Raw genomic sequence first — 17,620 nt, forward strand, 5'->3', positions numbered from 1 at the left:
GGACAGCACGATTCCCATGTGACTGAGGATTGAACGAATGGCGGACGAACGACCGGCGCGCACTCGAAGCGCGGGGCCCTTTGTGGGTGTCGGGGTGGCCGTCGGGGCCGGGGTCGGCGCAGGAATCGGCGCGGCGACAGGCAACCTGGGGGTCTGGCTCTCGGTTGGGATCGCGGTGGGCGCTGCGGTTGGAGCCATGCTTTCGAGGCAGCCAGGCCGGTCGGAATAGGAGGTCCATCATGGCCAGGAAGATCCTGATTGTCCTCGCGATCCTGGGCGTCTTTCTGGCCGTCGCGGCGGTCGTCGTCGGCATGCAGCCCGACACGTTCTCGGTGCAGCGGTCCGTGACCGTGGCGGCGCCGCCGGCGGCGGTGTTCGATCAGGTCAACGACTTCCAGGCCTGGGACGGCTGGTCCCCGTGGAAGGAGCTCGACCCGAACGCGACGAAGACCCTGTCGACCCCGTCCGCGGGCAAGGGGGCGACGTTCGGCTGGTCCGGCAACGACAAGGTCGGCGAGGGCAGCCTGACCATCCTCGAGAGTCGACCCGGCGAGATGGTCGATATCGAGCAGGTGTTCGTCCGGCCGCTCGCGGGGAAGGCCCGGATGGTGTTCACCTTCGCGCCGGAAGTCGGCGGGACCAAGGTGACCTGGACGATGGACGGGACCAACAACTTCCTCGGCAAGGCGATGTGCATGATCGTCGACATGGACGCCATGCTGGGAAAGGACTTCGACCGGGGCCTGGCGAACATGAAGACCGTCGCGGAGAAGGGCGGCGCGGCACAGGCGGCCACCGCGCCGTAGCCTCGATGACCCCATGGGAGATGCAGACGATGAGAATCGCAGCCGGTGTCGTCCTCCTCCTGCTTCCGGGCGCTCTCCTGGCTCAGGAAACGCCTCCACCGATCATCGACATGCACCTGCATGCCTTGGGGATCTCGTGGTTCGCCTCATTGGCGGGCCCGCCACCGATCCCTCATTGCGTCCCCATGACCGACTACCCGGTCCCGGAATCCGGCCGCCGCTGGCTCGAGGTTGTTCCGCTCGCGGGACCTGGCCTGCCGCGCGACCCTGTCTCCCATGACGGATGACGACGTGATGTCGAAGACGCTGGCGATCATGAGGAGGCGGAACATCTACGGCGTGACGAGCGGCGGCCTGGTCGATCGCTATGTGAAAGCCGCACCGGACCGCGTCATCCCGAGCCTGTCGTTCGCGGGCGGGCCCGAGGCGCCGAGCGTGGCCTCGGTGCGGAAGTCGCTGAGCGACGGCCCATTCGCCGTTCTTGGGGAGGTGACGGCGCAATACGGTGGAATGGGGCCGGACGATCCGTCACTCGAGCCCTACTGGGCACTGGCGGAGGAGTTGAACATCCCCGTCGGCATTCATATCGGCACCGGCCCGGTCGGAGCCCCGTACCTCGGGTTCGATCGCTACCGGGCGCGGCTCCACAGCCCGGTCGCCCTGGAGGAGGTCCTGGTCCGCCACCCCAACCTGCGGGTCTACATCATGCACGCCGGCTGGCCGATGCTCGATGATCTGCTGGCCGTCCTCTGGACCCATCCGCAAGTGTACGTGGACGTGGGAGCCATTGTCTGGGCCCTGCCTCGCGCGGAGTTCCACCGGTACCTGCAGCGCATCGTGGAGGCCGGCTTCGGCAAGCGCGTCCTCTTCGGCTCCGACCAGATGATCTGGCCGGAAACCATCGAGATGGCCATCCAGAGCATCGAGTCGGCTGCGTTTCTGACAGCGGAGCAGCGGCGCGATATTTTCTTCAACAATGCGGCCAGGTTCCTGCGATTGTCACCCGAGCGGATAGGCGGCATGCACGGAGGCAAGCCGAAATAAAGGACGGGTCACCTTGTCTTCGTCCGTGCCCGAGGCGTTCACGATGAGCGTCTGGCGCATCGGGGCCCTGGTGCTGGCGGGCGCCATCGGTGCGGCGCCGGCGGGCCCGCCCGAGACCACGCCCTGCGACAACTTCGGGCATGTGAGCCCGGGCCTGTACCGGGGCGCGGAGCCCGACGATCGCTGTCTCGAGCACCTGGCCGGGCTGGGGATCAGGACGGTCGTGAACCTGCGCGACGAGAAGGACGCGTCGGATCGCGAACGCCGGCGGACGGTCGCTCTCGGAATGCGCTACGTCAACCTGCCGATGTCGGGGTTCGAGCGCCCGGCGCTGCCCGAGGTGCGAAAGGCCCTGGCGGCCATCCTCGAGCCCGGGGTCCAGCCCGTCTTCGTGCACTGCAAGCGCGGCCGGGATCGCACCGGGGTCATCGTCGCCGCCTACCGGATGACGCACGAGGGCTGGACCGCCGACCGGGCGGTCGAGGAAGCGCAGCGGTTCGGGATCGCCTGGTGGCAGGTCCGGATGAAGAGGTTTATCCGGGAGTTCGACCCGGCCGGCGGCTAGCGCCTGCAGGTTTCGTCGCCGCGCGTGGCGGTCCGCAAAAGGCCCTGACGTAGAGCGGCCGGCTTTCTTTCCCCGTTCGGCGGCCGCTTGTGGCATGCTACGCGCAACGATGGCTGACACGGGAACCGTCCCGGCCCGCGCATGGAAGCCTTGATCGGCCCCCTGGTCTTCCTCGCCATCCTCTGCATGGCGGGGGGCCCCATTCTCGCGCTGCTCGCCCTGGCGCGGATCAAACGGCTCACGGAGGAGAACAACCGCAGGGAAGACTTCGCGGAGCGACTGGACGCGGTCGAGGAGCGGCTCGCGGCGCTCGCCCGGCGCACGGCGACGCTCGAGGCTTCGCCTGCGGGAGCACCGTCCTCGGAGAGAGCGCGCCCCTCTCCCGCACCCGAGCGACCCGCGCCGGCGCAGGCCGCGCCACCGCGGCCGGAGAAGCCGGCCCCGCCGCCACCGCCTGTCGCCACCGCTCCGCCCGGCCCGGGCATCGAGGAGGAGGCGGCCGGGGTCGAATCGCCACTCTTCACTCCCCCGCGGCCGCCCGGCCGCACCAGGGCGCCGATCGACTGGGAGCGCTGGATCGGCATACGCGGCGCGGCGGTCGCCGGCGCCGTCGCGCTCGGCCTCGCCGGCCTGCTCTTCTTCAAGTACTCCATCGAGCAGGGGCTGATCACTCCGACGATGCGGGTGGTGTTCGGGACGCTCACGGGCCTGGGATGCCTGGTCGGCTCGGAGTGGCTGCGGGGCCGCGGATACCGGCAGACGGCCGAGGGAATCTCCGGCGCGGGGGTCGTGATCCTCTACGCGGCGTTCTGGGCCGCCCACGTTCTCTATCATCTCATCGGCATGCCGCTGGTGTTCGGCCTGATGGTGCTGGTCACCGCCGCGTGCTGCCTGCTCGCCGTGCGGCACGCCTCGCTCATCGTGGCGGTCCTCGGCCTGGTCGGCGGCTTCGCCACGCCCCTTCTGCTGGCGAGCGGCTCGGATCGTCCGATCGGCCTGTTCGGATACGTCCTGCTCCTGGACCTCGGCCTGCTCGCCGTCGGCCACAGGCGTCGCTGGCCTTCGCTCGGCATTCTCAGCCTGCTGGGAACCGTGCTCCTGCAGGGTCTCTGGATCGTCACCCGCATGGGACCCGAACGGCTGATCCTGGGTCTCGGCATCCTGGCGATCTTCGCGGTGCTGTTCGTCCTCGGCGGACGGTTCGCCGGCCGCGGCGAGCGCCGGGGCGCATGGATGTGGAGCCAGGCCGGCGCCATCCTCTTTCCCTTCGCCTTCGCCGTCTATTTCGCCGCCCGCCTCGGGCTGGGGCCCCACCTGTATCCGATCGCCATCCTGCTGGCGCTTCTGGGCGCGGGCGCCTGCTGGGTCGCCCGCGATCAGGGCGTGCCGGCCCTGGCCACGGGGGCGGCCACCTCGTGCGTCACCGTCGTCGCCGTGTGGCTGCTGCAGCGCACGCTGGTCCTCCCGCTGGCCTGGGAGACCGTCGCCGCGACCGCCGGCCTGGCCGCGATCTTCCATGTCTTCGTCGAGCTGGATCCCGAGCCGCATGGCAACGAGGGGCCCGTGCCGGCGGCGCTCGTGGCGGCGGGCGGGTTCTTCATCCTCCTGCTGTTCGCGTCCACCGCTCCCACCGTGCCGCTCGTCCCCTGGCTCGCAGGCTGGGCGGCGATCGCCGCACTGATGTATCGCCATGCCGCCTTTCCGCGCCGGGCGGGGCTTCAGGTCGTGGCCGCCTTCGGGCTCGGGCTCGGCCTCTCCATCGCCCACCTCCTGCACCATGACAGCCCTCTCTTCCCGGCACCCGGGAGCTTCCTGGCGCTACTGGCCGGAGCGTCCGTCGCCCTGCAGGCGGTCGCGCTCCTGCGGCGGCAGCCCGAGGTCCGCGCCTTCGCCGAGCATGCCGCGGCCACGCTTCCGGCGGTGCTCCTGGTCCTTCTCGCGGCGGCGCCGCTCACCCGGTCCCTGGGGCCTCTCGCGGCCCTCGGCGGCGCGCTCGTCCTCGGCATCCTGGTGCTGACGGCGGCGACCCGGCTGGGGAGCGGGGCCTGGTGCGCCACGGGCGTCGGCGCGACCCTCCTGGTGCACGCCGGCTGGACCTTCGCGGGCCGGGGCCCGGAGGCCCCCGCACCCGAGCCTTTGACGGCCCTTCTGGCGCAGGCGGCCGCGGTCGTTCTCTTCACGGCCTGGCCCCTCGTGGCCGTCAGGCGGCTCTCGGGCGACCGGCTCGCCTGGTATGCCGCGGCCCTCGCGGGCCCGCTGTGGTTTCCGTCCCTGCGACGGTTCTTCGTGGCGGCCTTCGGCGACGCCTTCATCGGCGTGCTGCCGATCGCCCTGGGCGCCCTGTCCCTGATCGCCGCGGACCGGGCCCGCCGCTCCTGGCCCGCCGCGGATCCGATACGGCGCAGCGCCCTGGTATGGTTCTCGGCGGTCGCGCTCTGCTTCGTCGCGCTCGCCATCCCGCTGCAGCTCGAGAAGCAGTGGATCACGATCGGCTGGGCGCTGGACGGCCTGGCGGTCCTCGCCCTCTGGAAGCGGCTGGACCACCCCGGCCTGAAGTACCTCGGGCTGGGGCTCCTGGGCGCCACGACCGCGCGGCTCGTCGCCAACCCGGCCCTGCTGTCGTACTACCCGCGCTCGGGGATCCGGATCGTGAACTGGCTCATGTACACCTACCTCGTGCCGGCCGCCGCCCTGCTCGGGGGGGCGGCGCTTCTCAGGCCGCTCGAGCCGGCGCGCGCCCGCCCCTGGGAGACCGATCTCTACCGCAAGGGCCACGCCGTCGGAGCCATCGGGTCGGCCCTGGCCGCCATCGTCGTGATCTTCGTCTGGATCAATCTCACCATCGCCGACTGGTTCGCCACCGGGCCGTCCCTGAGCCTGCGCTTCGGCGACCAGCCGGCGCAGCGGCTCACCGTGTCGATCGTCTGGGGGATCTACGCGCTCATCCTGCTTGGATTCGGCATGGCGCGCGACTCGCTCGGCCTGCGCTGGATCAGCCTGGGCTTTCTCCTGGTGACGATCGGGAAGGTTTTTCTTTACGACCTCGGAGCGCTCCAGGACCTGTACCGCGTGGCGTCGCTCGCCGGCCTCGCCGTCTCGCTGATCCTCGTGTCCCTCCTGTACCAGCGTTTCGTGTTCCGCAAGGCCCCGCAGGAGAGGACGTGAGCCGAAGGGTCGCCCTTGGCCTGGGGCTCGCCGCCTTCGCGTGCGCCCGGGCGGCGCGGGGCGAGGCGTCCCAGCCCGTCGAACTGCGGCGGCTTTTTCCGCAGGAGGCAGAAGTCCTGGCCGCGGGGGACGGCCTGTCCCGCCTCGTCCTGCCTCCCGGGATCCTGACGGCCTGCCGGCCCGATCTTTCGGACCTCCGCCTGTTCGACTCGCGGGAGAGCGAGGTCCCGTTCCTCGTCGACGCCGGCGCCGGCGCGGCCGGCGGCCTCGAGGTGACCCGGCGCTTCGAGCCCCGGGTCCTCGACGCCGCCCGGGCCGAGATCCGCCGCGAGGACGGACCGCCGCTCCGCCGGGAGACGATCGAGATCGACCTGCCCGCCACCGGGGTCCGGGGCGGACCCTGGGTGCTGATCGTCGAGCCGCGGCACGGCGAGTTCGTCGCCCGCGTCGGGGTCGAGGGGATCGACGCGGCCGGAGGCGCCACGCGGCTGATCGAAGGAGGCTCGGTCTTCCGGATCGCCGGCGGGCGCGCCGCCGAGAAGCTCCGCCTGCCCCTGCCCGCGTTCAACGGGCCGCGGCTGCGCATCGTCCTCGAGACGGAGCACCCGTTCTGGCTCGAGCCGGCGCTGCGGCTCGAGAGCGCCCGCTCGATCGAGCGGGCCGGAACGATCGCCGTGCCGCTCGAGGTGCTCTCGGTCCGCACCGACGCGGGACGCACGGTCGTCGACCTCGCCCGGCCGCGGGGGATCGTTCCCGGCCTGCTGAGGATCGACTCGTCCACGCGGACCTTCGACCGGAGGGTCGAGGTGTGGGACGACGGCCCCGCGGGCGGCGGCAGCGCGCTCGCGACGGGGCCGATCTTCCGCGTCGAAGGGCTGGTCCCGGTCGGAGAGCAGGACCTGGCCCTGCGCCCCGCGCGCGGGGACCGGCTGCGCGTCGAAATCGACGACGGCGACAGCCCGCCCCTCGAACACCTGGCGTTTTCCGCCGTCGTCGCCCAGCCGTCCCTCATCTTCTCGAAGGGGACCGGGCACGCGGGCGAGGTGTTCGGGACCCTGCGCTTCGGAGGCGGGCGGGCGCGGGCGCCCCGCTACGACCTGGCCGGGCTCCTGCCGGCCCCCGCCCGGACCGTCACCGGCAAGCGGGCCGAGGCGGCCATCCGGCTGTACGATCCGGCGACGGTGCGCCCGGCGCGTCTCGGCGCGATCCGCCCGAACGCCGCCTACGACGGGGCGCCGGCGCTCGGATTCGCCATGCATCCCGGGGCCAGGGTCGACCGGCGCCTCTTCAGCCATCAACGGGCGCTCGCCGTCCCGTCCTCCACCGAAGGGCTGTCGCGCCTGCGGATCGAGCCCGCCGATCTCGCCGTCCTGAGCGACGATCTGTCCGACCTGCGGGTCGCCGACGAGGCCTCGCGCCAGTGGCCGTATCTCGTCGAGCGGGAGGGGACGACCGACCTCGTCCCTCTTCAGGCCCCGGAGCCGAAGAGCCGGGACGGCACCTCGCGCTACGCGCTGCGCCTGCCGGTCACCCCGATGCGCTTCGACCGCCTGATTCTGGACACCGGCGTCGCGTTCTTCGACCGCGGGTTCCGCCTCGAAGCGAAGTCCGGATCCGGCGGGGAGACGACCCTGCTGCGCGGCCGGCTCGCGCGCCCGGTCGGCGATCCGCGCCCGCTGAGCATCGACGTGCCTCCGGTCCGCGTGACGTCGATCGACCTGGTCATCGAGGACGGCGATGACGCCCCCCTCCCGTTCCGGTCCGCGCAGGTCCGCGTCGTCCTGCCCGAGGTGTTTCTCATGGCGCCCGAAGGCCGCTACGCCCTTCTGCTGGGCGCGCCGGACCACGACGCGCCGCGCTACGAGCTCGAGCGGGTGCGCGACGTCGTCCTGGCCGTCCAGGCCGCCCCGATCGAAGCCGGTCCGCTTCAGGACAACCCGGAGTACAGCCTCAATGCCCGGTTGAGGGGGAAGGGGTATCGCCAGACCGCCCTTCTCTGGGCCGCGCTGTCCGCGGCGGTCGTGGTGCTGGTGATCCTGACCCTGCGCCTGGCGCGGCGCGAGTCGTCACCCGCGGCGTGACCGCGAGACCCTGAACGCCTGACGCATCCCGCCGCCCGGGTATAATGGCCGCTCTCTAACAGGAGCGAAGCCATGAACTCGTCACGTCGTGCCTTGCCTCTGTGCGGCGCCCTCGCGCTCCTTGCGGTGGCCGCCGCTTCGTCCGCGGCGGCGCCGGCCGGCCCGCGCCCGGCCGACACGGTCATGCTGAACGGGAAGTTCCTGCTGTACCAGGGGATCGAGCAGAGGGCCGGCGGGGACCGGAGCGCGGCCGCGAACTCGAGCGCCGGCGGGGGGCGGCCGGCGTTCGCGCAGGCGGTCGCCATCTCCGATGGCCGGATCGTGTTCATCGGGACGAACCGGAAGGCGAAGCGCTACACGGGCCCCCGGACCCGGATCCTCGACCTCGAGGGGCGCATGGTGATGCCCGGGATCGTGGACGGGCATTTTCACGGGACGCGCCCGACCGATTGCGAGATGGGCTACGCGGGGGGGACGGTGGCGCAGGTCCTCGCCAGGCTCCAGGCCTGCCTCGACAGCCCGGGCCAGGCCCCCCTCAAGGGGTCGAACGTCCGGTTCTCCGCGCACCACCTGTTCGGCGAGGCGATCCTGCCGCCGGGGACGGCGCTGACGCGCTACGACCTCGACCGGCTCGACACCACCCGTCCCGTCTCCGTCGACAACGCCGACGGGCACAAGTTCTGGATGAACAGCAAGGCGATCGAGAACGCCGGGATCGGCCCGGCGACCCCCGACCCGCCCGAAGGGGAGATCGGCCGCGACGCGGACCGCAAGCCGAACGGGTTCTTCGCCGACTTCGACGCGGGCAACTGGGGCGAGACCGCGCCGGTGAGCGAAGCGTCCCGCGTGGAGGGGGTCCGGAGGACGATCGCGGACGCCAACCGGATGGGGATCACCTCCGTCTTCCTGCCGGGCGGGACCGAGGACGAGATCGCCCAGTGGGCGAAGGTCCAGGATGAGGGCGGACTGACGCTTCGGGCCAACCTCGGGCTGTCGGCGTCGTTCGTGCGCGGCAACAGCGACCTCGCCGACCTCCGGAAACAGATCGCGGCGCTCGACGAGTACAAGCACTTCGCCCGGGGGCTCCTCGACGTGACGAGCGTCAAGGTGTATTGCGACGGCGTCCTGGAGTACCCGGCCCACACCGCCGCCATGCTCGCGCCGTACCGCGTCAACGCCGGGACCCTCGACAGGCCGATCTGGAAGCCCGGCACCTTCCGGGGACCGGATCCGTCCTGCTCCGACGCCCGGGCGGGGTTCGTCGAGCTCGACCGGGCGGGCTGGCAGATCCATGTCCACGCGATCGGGGATCGCGCCACACGGGACGCGCTCGACAACTTCCAGGCCGCCCTCGAGACGAACGGCGCGCACGATCGGAGGCACACGATCACCCACCTCGAGGCGATCGACGCGGCGGACGTGCCGCGCTTCGGCAGGCTGGGCGTGGTCGCGAGCATGTCGCTGCAATGGGCGCGACGGGATGCCTACCTGGTCGAGGGGACGGTCGGCTACATCGACGAGGTGCTGTATGGACACCTGTTTCCCGGCGCGGGGCTCTGGCGCTCCGGCGCCGTCATCGCCGGCGGCAGCGACTACCCGGTCGATCCCCTCCTGCCGTTCGTCCAGATCGAGACCGCCATCGACCACACGGGGGAGGCCGTCCCCGGCGTCCACCCGGGGGCGCTGAGCCCCGAGGAAGGGATCCCCGACCTCCTCGCCGTGATCCGCATGCACACGATCAACAGCGCCTGGCAGATGCATCAGGAGAAGAACGTCGGCTCGATCGAGGTCGGCAAGTACGCGGACCTGATCGTGGTGAGCCAGGACCTGTTCGACGTCCCCACGGAGACGATCTCCGACACGCTGGTCCTCGCGACGATGCTGGGCGGGAAGGTGGTCTACGAGCGCCCCGACGCCGGCCTGCGGATCGGCCCGGGGTCGAAGTGAGCCGGGACGTCTCCGATCCCGGCGCCGGCCGGATCGGGGACATGCCCCCCTCCGAGTTCCGCGAGGAGGGGCATCGTCTGGTGGACTGGCTCGCGGAGTACTTCCGCTGGTCGCTCGAGAACCCGGTCCTGTCGCGCGTCCGGCCCGGGGCCATCCGCGCCGCCCTCCCTTCCGAAGCCCCCGAGGAGGGGGAGCCGTTCGAGCGCATCCTCGCCGACTTCGAGCGGGTCCTCGTTCCGGGGCTGACGCAGTGGAACCACCCGGGCTATTTCGCCTACTTTCCGTGCGGCTTCTCGTCCCCCGGGGCGCTGGCCGATTTCCTGTCCACCGCCGTCAGCCAGCAGGCGATGCTCTGGCGGACGTCGCCGGCGGCGACGGAGCTCGAGGAGGTCGCCCTGGCCTGGCTGCGGCGGGCCCTCGGGCTTCCGGAGGAGTTCGAGGGGGTCGTCTACGATACGGCCTCCACGGCGGTCGTGCACGCCCTGGCCACGGCGCGCCACGAGCGGGCGCCCGAGGTGCGCTCGCGGGGGCTGACCGGGCGCGGGTCCGGCGCGCTCCGGGTCTACTGCTCGGAGCACGCGCACTCCTCGGTGGACAAGGCGGTGATCGTCCTGGGGCTGGGGCACGACCATCTGAGGCGCATCCCGGTCGACGCCGGGTTCCGGATGCGGCCCGACGCCCTGGCCGCGGCGATCGACGAGGACCGCCGGGCCGGGCACGTCCCCCTGGCCGTGGTCGCCACCGTCGGCACCACGTCGGTCACGAGCGTCGATCCGGTCCCGGCCATCGCCGACCTCTGCGCCTCGCGGGGCCTGTGGCTGCATGTGGACGCGGCCTACGCCGGCGCGGCGGCGGTCCTGCCGGAGTGCCGCGCGACGATCGCGGGGGTGGAGCGTGCCGACTCGTTCGTGGTGAATCCGCACAAGTGGATGTTCACGCCCTTCGACCTGAGCGCCTTCTACTGCCGCAAGATGGACCTGCTGCGCGCCGCCTTCGGGCTGACGCCCGAGTATCTGAAGACTTCGGAGACCTCCGAGGTCCGGAATCTCATGGACACCGGCTTCCAGCTCGGCCGGCGGTTCCGCGCCCTGAAGCTGTGGATCGTGATGCGCTACTTCGGCCTCGAGGGAATCCGGGCGCGGCTGCGCGAGCACCTGCGCCTGGCCGGCCTGCTCGCGGACTGGGTGGACGCCGAGCCCGGCTTCGAGCGGGTCGCGCCGGTCCCCTTCAGCGTCGTCTGCTTCCGCGCCCTCCCCCGGAAGGCGGACGGCGGGAGCCGGGGGGGCGGCGCCGGGGACGACGCCGCGGTGAACGCCTTCAACGAGCGCCTGCTCGGTTCGCTCAACGATTCCGGCGAGGTCTTCCTGTCCCACACCAGCCTCGGAGGCCGCTACGTCCTGCGCTTCGCCATCGGCAACATCAGGACGTCGGAAGCCGATGTCCGCCGGGCCTGGGACCGGATCCGCGAGCTGGCGCGAGGGCTCGCGGGAGGGGCGCGGCCATGATGAGGCATCCGCGCGGCCGGCGCGGCATCGGCCTCGTCGTGCTTCTCGCGGCTCTCGGACTTCCGGCCGCCGGGCGCGCCCACCCCCCCTCGGTGTCCTCCTGCGAGGAGGCGAAGCGGATCAACGGCTGGTGCGAGCCGGCGCACGTCGGCTACGTGGCGTCCGTCGAGATCCGCTCGCGGTTCCTGTACGAGGTGCTGGACGCCCACGGCCACGCCATCGATCCGGCGAAGGTGAAGTGCGAGACCTGCCGGAAGGCCCTGGAGACGGACGGCTACTGCCGGGCGCACCGGATGGGTTACGTCCACGGCGAGGCCTTCCTCTCCCCGCTGACGTACCACCTCGCCCGGGCGCGGACGATCGATCCGAAGACGATCACCTGCGCGGACTGCCGGAAGCACACCCGGGGCATCGGCTGGTGCGAGAAGGACCAGGTCGGAATTGCGGGATACTTCGCGATCGACGACCGCAGGGAGTTCGACGAGCTGGCCCGGGACTACGAACTCCTCCTGGCGGCCGTCAAGAAGTCATCCGAGTGCGAGACCTGCGCGGGCGCCATGATCACGGACGGCTACTGCGCGGTTCACCGCCTGCAATACAAGGACGGCGCGCCCATCACCGGACCATAATCCCCGGGACCCCTCGGGGCGACGCCCGGCCGGAACGTCCGCGGCGTCAGGGGTGCCCGCAGCCGTTGGTGAGGCTCCGGGTCACGGCGCAGATGCCGGATGAGCCGCCGTTGCCGGGGCCGTTCCGTTCGTTCCCCAGGCTGTCCTTCCCCCACGAGCCTTCGACGCCGGCGGAGTCGGTCGTCACGACCACGAACCAGATCAGCTTCAGGCCGTCATCGGGAGTCGGAGCGCCGATCCAGTCGTAGGGGACCGTGTTCCCGATGTTGCACACCCCTCCGAGCGGCGTGTAGATCCCCCCCGGGGCCGACGGCAGCCCGCTCTTCTGGCCGTAGATGATGTGATGATTGGCCGCGTCGGTGGTGCAGCTTGCGACGTCGTACGACAGCCTCAGGCTCGAGGCGGCCGGCGTGGGGGCTGCCACCGTCAGGGGCGTCGTCCCCCCCAATCCGTCGGGGACGGCGGGAGGCCCGCCGGCCGCGCCGATCGTGCCGGTCTGATTGAGGAGGTTCGTGGGGGAGTTGCGCCGGACGAAGGGGGTGTTGGTGGTGTCGTTGGGGTCCTTGTTGAGCGAGTTGATGCCGTCGGTCGGCACGATCGCCCCGAACGTCCAGGTGTCATAGACGGCGAATGTGATCCGGTCCCCGGCGGTCGAGAAGAAGTTGTCGACGATCTTGTAGTCCCTCGGCGGCACGCCCGGCAGGGCGGCATAGCCGTCCGTCGCGAGCAGGAGGTGGTCGTTCGGCGTCGCCGTGGTGAGATTGGCGGGGAAGGTGAAGGAGTTCGTGTTGCTTGAGAGGCGCTGGCCCCCGATGAAAATCTCGCCGCCGGCGGAGCCGCAGCAGGTGGTCATCTCGATGAACTGGATCGTGCCGTCGGCGTTGCTGTAGACCTCTTCGATCCGCCACAGGTGGACGCCGCTCCAGGCGGGAACGCTGCTGCACACGAGAATGACGGCACAGGCCAGGAACCACGATATGCGCGCTGGGAGTTTCATCGCCCCCTCCATCCGACAGGAACTCGGTCTCGACGCACTGCGGTCAGGTCCACGACAATCGGGCTGTCCGGGGTACGGCTATTCTATACGGCGAGATTCCCCCGGAGTAAAGTCCAGACTGCCGGTTATACTGGATGGCCGTCGGTGCCATAAGTCACGGAAGACGGCCCCTTCAGGGGGTTGAGTCGAGCCGATGAGCCAGCCCCAGCCGGCCATCAGGAACATCTCCGACACGGCGCACTGGGCCGCGGTGTACCGGGCGCGCGAGTCGGAGCGCCCCGACGCGCTGTTCCAGGACCGGCACGCGCGCCGGCTGGCGGGCGCCCGCGGCGAGCAGATCTTCGGCTCGCTGCCCGCCAGGGACAGGAACGAGTGGGCCTGGGTGGCGCGCACCGTCCTGTTCGATCGCTTCGTCGTGGATCAGGCCGGGCAGGGGGTCGACACGGTCGTCAACCTGGCCGCCGGTCTCGACGCGCGGCCGTACCGGATGCCGCTTCCCGCAGCGCTCCGATGGATCGAGGTGGACCTGCCCGGGATCCTGGCCCACAAGGAGGAGATCCTCAAGGACGAGAAGCCGTCCTGCGTCCTGGAGCGCGTCCGGCTGGATCTGGCCGACGTGGAGGCCCGGCGCGCCCTGTTCGATCGGGTGGGCCGGAGTGCCCGCAGGGCCCTGATCATCACCGAGGGGCTGCTCATCTATCTTTCGGCCGACGAGGTGGCCGCGCTGGCGCGCGACCTGGCCGCTCCCGCCGCGTTCCAGCGCTGGGTCCTCGACCTCGCCTCACCCGGCCTCCTGCGCCTGATGCGGAAGCGGGTCGGCAAGGAGCTCAGCCAGGCCAGCGCCCCGTTTCAGTTCGGCCCGGAAGAAGGGCCGGAGTTCTTCACGCCCCATGGCTGGCGCCCGGCCGAGGTCCGATCGCTTCTCCAGGCCGCGGCGCAGCTGCGGCGCCTGAACCTGATCCTGCGTCTCATGTCGCTCCTGCCGGATTCGACCGGCCGCCAGGGATCGCGGCCGTGGTCCGGGGTCTGCCTGATGGCCAGGCAGGGATCGTGAGCCCTGGGAGCCGGTCCGGATCATGGACCGGCTCCGGCGCGACTCTCTCGAGGGATAATCGAACGATGGCAGCCTACATCATCGTGGATGTCGAGATCACCGACCCGGTCGCATACGCCGCCTACATCCGGGTCGTTCCGAAAACGCTGGCCCACTTCGGCGGGACGTTCCTGGTGCGCGGCGGCAAGGCGATGACGCTCGAGGGCTCATGGAGCCCGAAGCGGGTGGTGGTCCTCGAGTTCCCGAGCTTCGAGCACGCCCGGGCGTGGTGGGCATCGGAGGAGTACCGCGCCCCCAAGGCCCTGCGCCAGAGCGCCTCGGTCACCGACATGATCCTGGTGGAAGGGGTCTGAGGGCTCCGGCCGTATAATGCCCGCACACCATCAGTGCGTCCGCCCTCGGACTGGAACAGGATGACTCCATGACCTCCCGCACGCGACTCCGGCTGGCTTTCGCCTTCTGCCCGTCCGCCATCGGTTCTTTCGCGTTCTTCGGCCCTCGGGTTCTGGCGGCGGCGTGGCATCCGTTTGGATTGCAGGGAATCGAACTCCGTCCCCTGGCCGTGGCCCCCGGCCGCCTCTGCGCCGGGACGGCCGGGCGAGGCGTCTTCTGCCTCGACCTATGAGCGTGACGGCCGATCCGGGGCTGCCGGCGCTGTTCATCGGGCACGGCTCCCCGATGAATGCCATCGAGGACAACGAGTTCCGGCGCGGCTGGGCGGGGGCGGCCCGCCGTTTTGCGAGGCCCCAGGCGGTCCTGTGCGTCTCGGCCCACTGGGAGACCAGCGGCGTGTTCGTCACGGCGGCGGAGAGACCGGCGACGATCCACGATTTCACAGGCTTCCCCGACGATCTCTTCGAGGTGCGCTACCCCGCCCCCGGCTCGCCGGCGCTCGCCCGACGGATCGCCGGGATGCTCGGCGGCGCCGGGGTAGGCCATGCCGATGCCGGCCATGCCGTGGTCGGCCATGTTGCGACCGGCCGCGTCCAGGCTGCCCTGGACGGCGAGCGCGGTCTCGACCATGGGGCGTGGAGCGTCCTGCTGGCGATGTACCCCGACGCGGACATCCCGGTCGTGCAGCTCAGTCTCGATACGTCCCGGGCCGCGTCCTTTCACTACGCGCTCGCCCGGGAGCTCGCGCCGCTCCGCCGGGAAGGGGTGCTTATCCTCGGAAGCGGCGACATCGTCCATAACCTGCGCGTCATGGATTACTACCGTCCCGACGGCTACGACTGGGCGCTGCGGTTCAATGACGAGGCCCGCAGGCTCATCCTGGCGCGCGACCACGACGCGCTCGTCGACTACCAGGCGCTCGGGCACGACGCCCGGCTGGCGGTCCCCACCCCGGAGCATTACCTGCCCCTTCTGTACGTCCTGGCGGTCCGGGGGGCGGGGGATGAAGTCGCCTTCTTCAACGACCGGGTGGTGATGGGCTCCGTCTCGATGACATCGCTCGTGATCTCGTCGAACCCGGGAGGGAACTCATGAACCAGGCGATCATCGACCTCTACGACGAGTACACGCACGCACCGCTCGACCGGCGGGTGTTCCTGACGCGCCTCGCGCGGCTGACCGGCAGCATGACGGCCGCCCTGGCGATCCTCCCTGCCCTCGAGGCGGACCGCGCGCTGGCGGCGATCGTCCCACCCGACGACCCGCGGCTGGAGAGCGGTCGGATCACGTACGCGGGAAGCGGGGGCAAGGTGGCGGCCTATACGGCCCGGCCCCGAAAGGGGGGCAAGACGGCGGCGGTGATCGTCATCCACGAGAACCGCGGCCTCAATGCCCACATCGAGGACGTGGCCCGCCGCGTGGCGATCGAAGGGTTTCTCGCGCTGGCTCCGGACCTCCTGTCCCCGCTCGGCGGCACGCCCGCCGACGAGGACGCCGCGCGCGAGCTGATCGGCAAGCTCGATCCGGACGTGACGATCCTCAACCTGAAAGCCGCCGTCGCGTTCCTCGCGAAGCACCCGAAGACCACCGGCAAGGTGGGGGCGGTCGGGTTCTGCTGGGGCGGGGGGATGGCGGGGGAGCTGGCCGTCCAGTCCCCCGACCTGCGCGCGGCGGTCGTGTATTACGGCCGGCAACCCAGGACGGCCGACGTCCCCCGGATCACGGCACCGCTCCTTCTGCATTATGCCGGGCTCGATACGCGCATCAACGAGGGGGTCCCGGCGTTCGAGGAGGCGCTCAAGCAGGCGGGGAAGAAGTACACGCTTTACCTGTACCCGGACGTCCAGCACGCCTTCCACAACGACACGTCGGAGGCCCGCTACGACAAGGAGGCGGCGCGTCTCTCCTGGTCGCGCACCGTCGCCTTCTTCAAGGAGCATCTGCGGGGGGAACGCCCCCGGCCCGCCTTCTGATCCCGGCCGGCATGCCCTCCCGACATTAAAGATGATAGGCTTTGCCCGGTTCGATCCCGGTCGGGCACCCTGGCGCTGAGCGACGGGTGCCCCTTAGCGAGGGGACCCCATGGCCAACCCGCTGTTCGCCACCAAGTCGTACGAGACCCTGATGAAGGAAATGGCCGGCGAGCACCGGCTGCGCCGCGTCCTCGGGCCGGTCGCCCTGACCAGTCTCGGAGTCGGCGCGATCATCGGCACCGGCATCTTCGTCCTGACGGGCGTGGCGGCGCACGACAAGACCGGCCCGGCGCTGATGCTGTCGTTCGTCTTCGCCGGCATCGCCTGCATCTTCGCGGCGCTGTGCTACGCCGAGTTCGCGTCGATGGTGCCGGTCGCCGGATCGGCCTACACCTACGCCTACGCCACCATGGGAGAGCTGTTCGCCTGGATCATCGGGTGGGACCTGATTCTCGAGTACGCGGTCGCGTCCTCGACCGTGGCGCACGGCTGGTCGCATTACTTCCAGGCGCTTCTCGATCAGTTCAACGTGCATCTGCCCACCGTCCTGACCAACGCCCCGTTCGACTACGACCCGGCGACCGGCCACCTGGCGGCCACCGGAACCTGGTTCGATCTGCCGGCCATCGCCATCGCGGCGCTCATCACGGTCGTGCTGGTCATCGGCATCCGGGAGAGCGCCGGGTTCAACGCCTTCATGGTCATCGTCAAGCTGGCGATCGTCTTCTTCGTCATCGCGGTGGGGGCGTTCTACGTCAACCCGGAGAACTGGAAGCCGTTCGCGCCGTTCGGCCTGACGGGCCTCGCCTTCTTCGGCAAGACGATCTTCGGCCAGACGGGGGCGGGAGGTGAGCCGCTCGGCATGATGGCGGGCGCGGCGGTCATCTTCTTCGCCTACATCGGCTTCGATTCGATCTCGACGCACGCCGAGGAGGCGAAGAACCCGCGGCGCGACGTGCCGATCGGCATCATCACGTCCCTGGTCCTGTGCACCATCCTGTACATCGCCGTGGCGGCGGTGCTCACCGGCATGGTCCCGTACAACCAGATCAACATCGACGCGCCGGTCTCGGACGCCTTCCGGCAGGCCGGCCTCCCCTGGGCCCGCTTCCTCATCTCGGTCGGGGCGATCACCGGCATCACCTCCGTGCTCCTGGTCATGATGCTCAGCCAGCCGCGCGTCTTCCTGGCGATGGCGCGTGACGGGCTCCTGCCGCAGAGCTTCTTCGGGGCGGTGCACGACCGTTTCCGCACCCCGTGGAAGTCGACCATCCTCACCGGCTGCTTCGTGGCCACGCTGGGCGCCTTCGTGCCGCTGCGCATCCTGGCCGACCTGGTCAACATCGGGACGCTCCTGGCGTTCGTCATGGTGTGCGCCGCCGTCCTCATCATGCGCCGGACCAATCCGAACGCCCCTCGCCCCTTCCGGGCGCCGTTCGTGCCGCTGACCCCGATCCTGGG

General features: G+C 70.7%; 16 protein-coding genes. 15 read left to right on the plus strand and 1 reads right to left on the minus strand.

Translation table 11 applies throughout. The annotated features are described in order from the left end of the window. Window positions 1-239 precede the first annotated feature (239 nt). From VGV60_05365 to VGV60_05405, 9 genes are all read left to right on the plus strand, one after another. A complete protein-coding gene (locus VGV60_05365) occupies window positions 240-806 on the plus strand; it encodes an SRPBCC family protein (protein ID HEV8700682.1) in 567 nt (188 codons plus the stop codon). A gap of 29 nt (window positions 807-835) precedes the next feature. Beyond that, window positions 836-1,093 carry a hypothetical protein gene (locus VGV60_05370; GenBank protein HEV8700683.1) on the plus strand — a complete coding sequence of 86 codons (258 nt, stop codon included), beginning with the start codon at window positions 836-838 and terminating at the stop codon, window positions 1,091-1,093. A 7-nt stretch (window positions 1,094-1,100) separates the two neighbouring features. Further along, window positions 1,101-1,850, plus strand: a complete 750-nt coding sequence (locus VGV60_05375) for an amidohydrolase family protein (GenBank protein HEV8700684.1) — start codon at window positions 1,101-1,103, stop codon at window positions 1,848-1,850. A 43-nt stretch (window positions 1,851-1,893) separates the two neighbouring features. Further along, window positions 1,894-2,415: a tyrosine-protein phosphatase gene (locus VGV60_05380; GenBank protein ID HEV8700685.1), complete on the plus strand. Its 522-nt coding sequence runs from the start codon at window positions 1,894-1,896 to the stop codon at window positions 2,413-2,415. Window positions 2,416-2,565: 150 nt separating this feature from the next. Continuing rightward, window positions 2,566-5,580: a DUF2339 domain-containing protein gene (locus VGV60_05385; GenBank protein HEV8700686.1), complete on the plus strand. Its 3,015-nt coding sequence runs from the start codon at window positions 2,566-2,568 to the stop codon at window positions 5,578-5,580. Then, entirely contained in the window at window positions 5,577-7,661 is a 2,085-nt protein-coding gene (locus VGV60_05390) for a hypothetical protein (GenBank protein ID HEV8700687.1), read from the plus strand. The genes VGV60_05385 and VGV60_05390 overlap by 4 nt, the downstream gene beginning before the upstream one ends. A gap of 72 nt (window positions 7,662-7,733) precedes the next feature. Next, window positions 7,734-9,608, plus strand: coding sequence for an amidohydrolase (locus VGV60_05395; GenBank protein ID HEV8700688.1), 1,875 nt, complete (start codon window positions 7,734-7,736; stop codon window positions 9,606-9,608). After that, window positions 9,605-11,113: a pyridoxal-dependent decarboxylase gene (locus VGV60_05400; protein ID HEV8700689.1), complete on the plus strand. Its 1,509-nt coding sequence runs from the start codon at window positions 9,605-9,607 to the stop codon at window positions 11,111-11,113. The genes VGV60_05395 and VGV60_05400 overlap by 4 nt, the downstream gene beginning before the upstream one ends. Next, window positions 11,110-11,742 carry a hypothetical protein gene (locus tag VGV60_05405; GenBank protein HEV8700690.1) on the plus strand — a complete coding sequence of 211 codons (633 nt, stop codon included), beginning with the start codon at window positions 11,110-11,112 and terminating at the stop codon, window positions 11,740-11,742. Before VGV60_05400 ends, VGV60_05405 begins: the two co-directional genes overlap by 4 nt. A gap of 46 nt (window positions 11,743-11,788) precedes the next feature. Here VGV60_05405 and VGV60_05410 read toward each other — a convergent pair whose 3' ends face one another. Next, entirely contained in the window at window positions 11,789-12,739 is a 951-nt protein-coding gene (locus VGV60_05410) for a hypothetical protein (protein ID HEV8700691.1), read from the minus strand. 193 nt (window positions 12,740-12,932) lie between these two features. Here VGV60_05410 and VGV60_05415 point away from each other — a divergent pair, with 193 nt between their 5' ends. The 6 genes from VGV60_05415 to VGV60_05440 all read left to right on the plus strand — a co-directional run. Further along, window positions 12,933-13,793 (plus strand): SAM-dependent methyltransferase, encoded by an 861-nt coding sequence (locus VGV60_05415; GenBank protein ID HEV8700692.1) that lies wholly within the window; start codon window positions 12,933-12,935, stop codon window positions 13,791-13,793. 65 nt (window positions 13,794-13,858) lie between these two features. Beyond that, complete coding sequence (locus VGV60_05420; protein ID HEV8700693.1) at window positions 13,859-14,146, plus strand: DUF1330 domain-containing protein; 288 nt, start codon at window positions 13,859-13,861, stop codon at window positions 14,144-14,146. A gap of 68 nt (window positions 14,147-14,214) precedes the next feature. Beyond that, the gene (locus VGV60_05425; GenBank protein HEV8700694.1) at window positions 14,215-14,418 is read left to right on the plus strand and encodes a hypothetical protein; all 204 of its coding nucleotides are present in this window, start codon (window positions 14,215-14,217) and stop codon (window positions 14,416-14,418) included. Between the two features lie 2 nt (window positions 14,419-14,420). Then, a complete protein-coding gene (gene ygiD / locus VGV60_05430; protein ID HEV8700695.1) occupies window positions 14,421-15,281 on the plus strand; it encodes a 4,5-DOPA dioxygenase extradiol in 861 nt (286 codons plus the stop codon). Next, window positions 15,278-16,159, plus strand: coding sequence for a dienelactone hydrolase family protein (locus tag VGV60_05435; GenBank protein ID HEV8700696.1), 882 nt, complete (start codon window positions 15,278-15,280; stop codon window positions 16,157-16,159). The genes ygiD and VGV60_05435 overlap by 4 nt, the downstream gene beginning before the upstream one ends. Window positions 16,160-16,268: 109 nt before the next feature. After that, a partial coding sequence (locus tag VGV60_05440) for an amino acid permease (protein ID HEV8700697.1) occupies window positions 16,269-17,620 on the plus strand: 1,352 nt, incomplete at its 3' end.

It is taken from the genome of Candidatus Polarisedimenticolia bacterium (assembly GCA_036001465.1).
GTDB lineage: Bacteria > Acidobacteriota > Polarisedimenticolia > Gp22-AA2 > Gp22-AA2 > Gp22-AA3.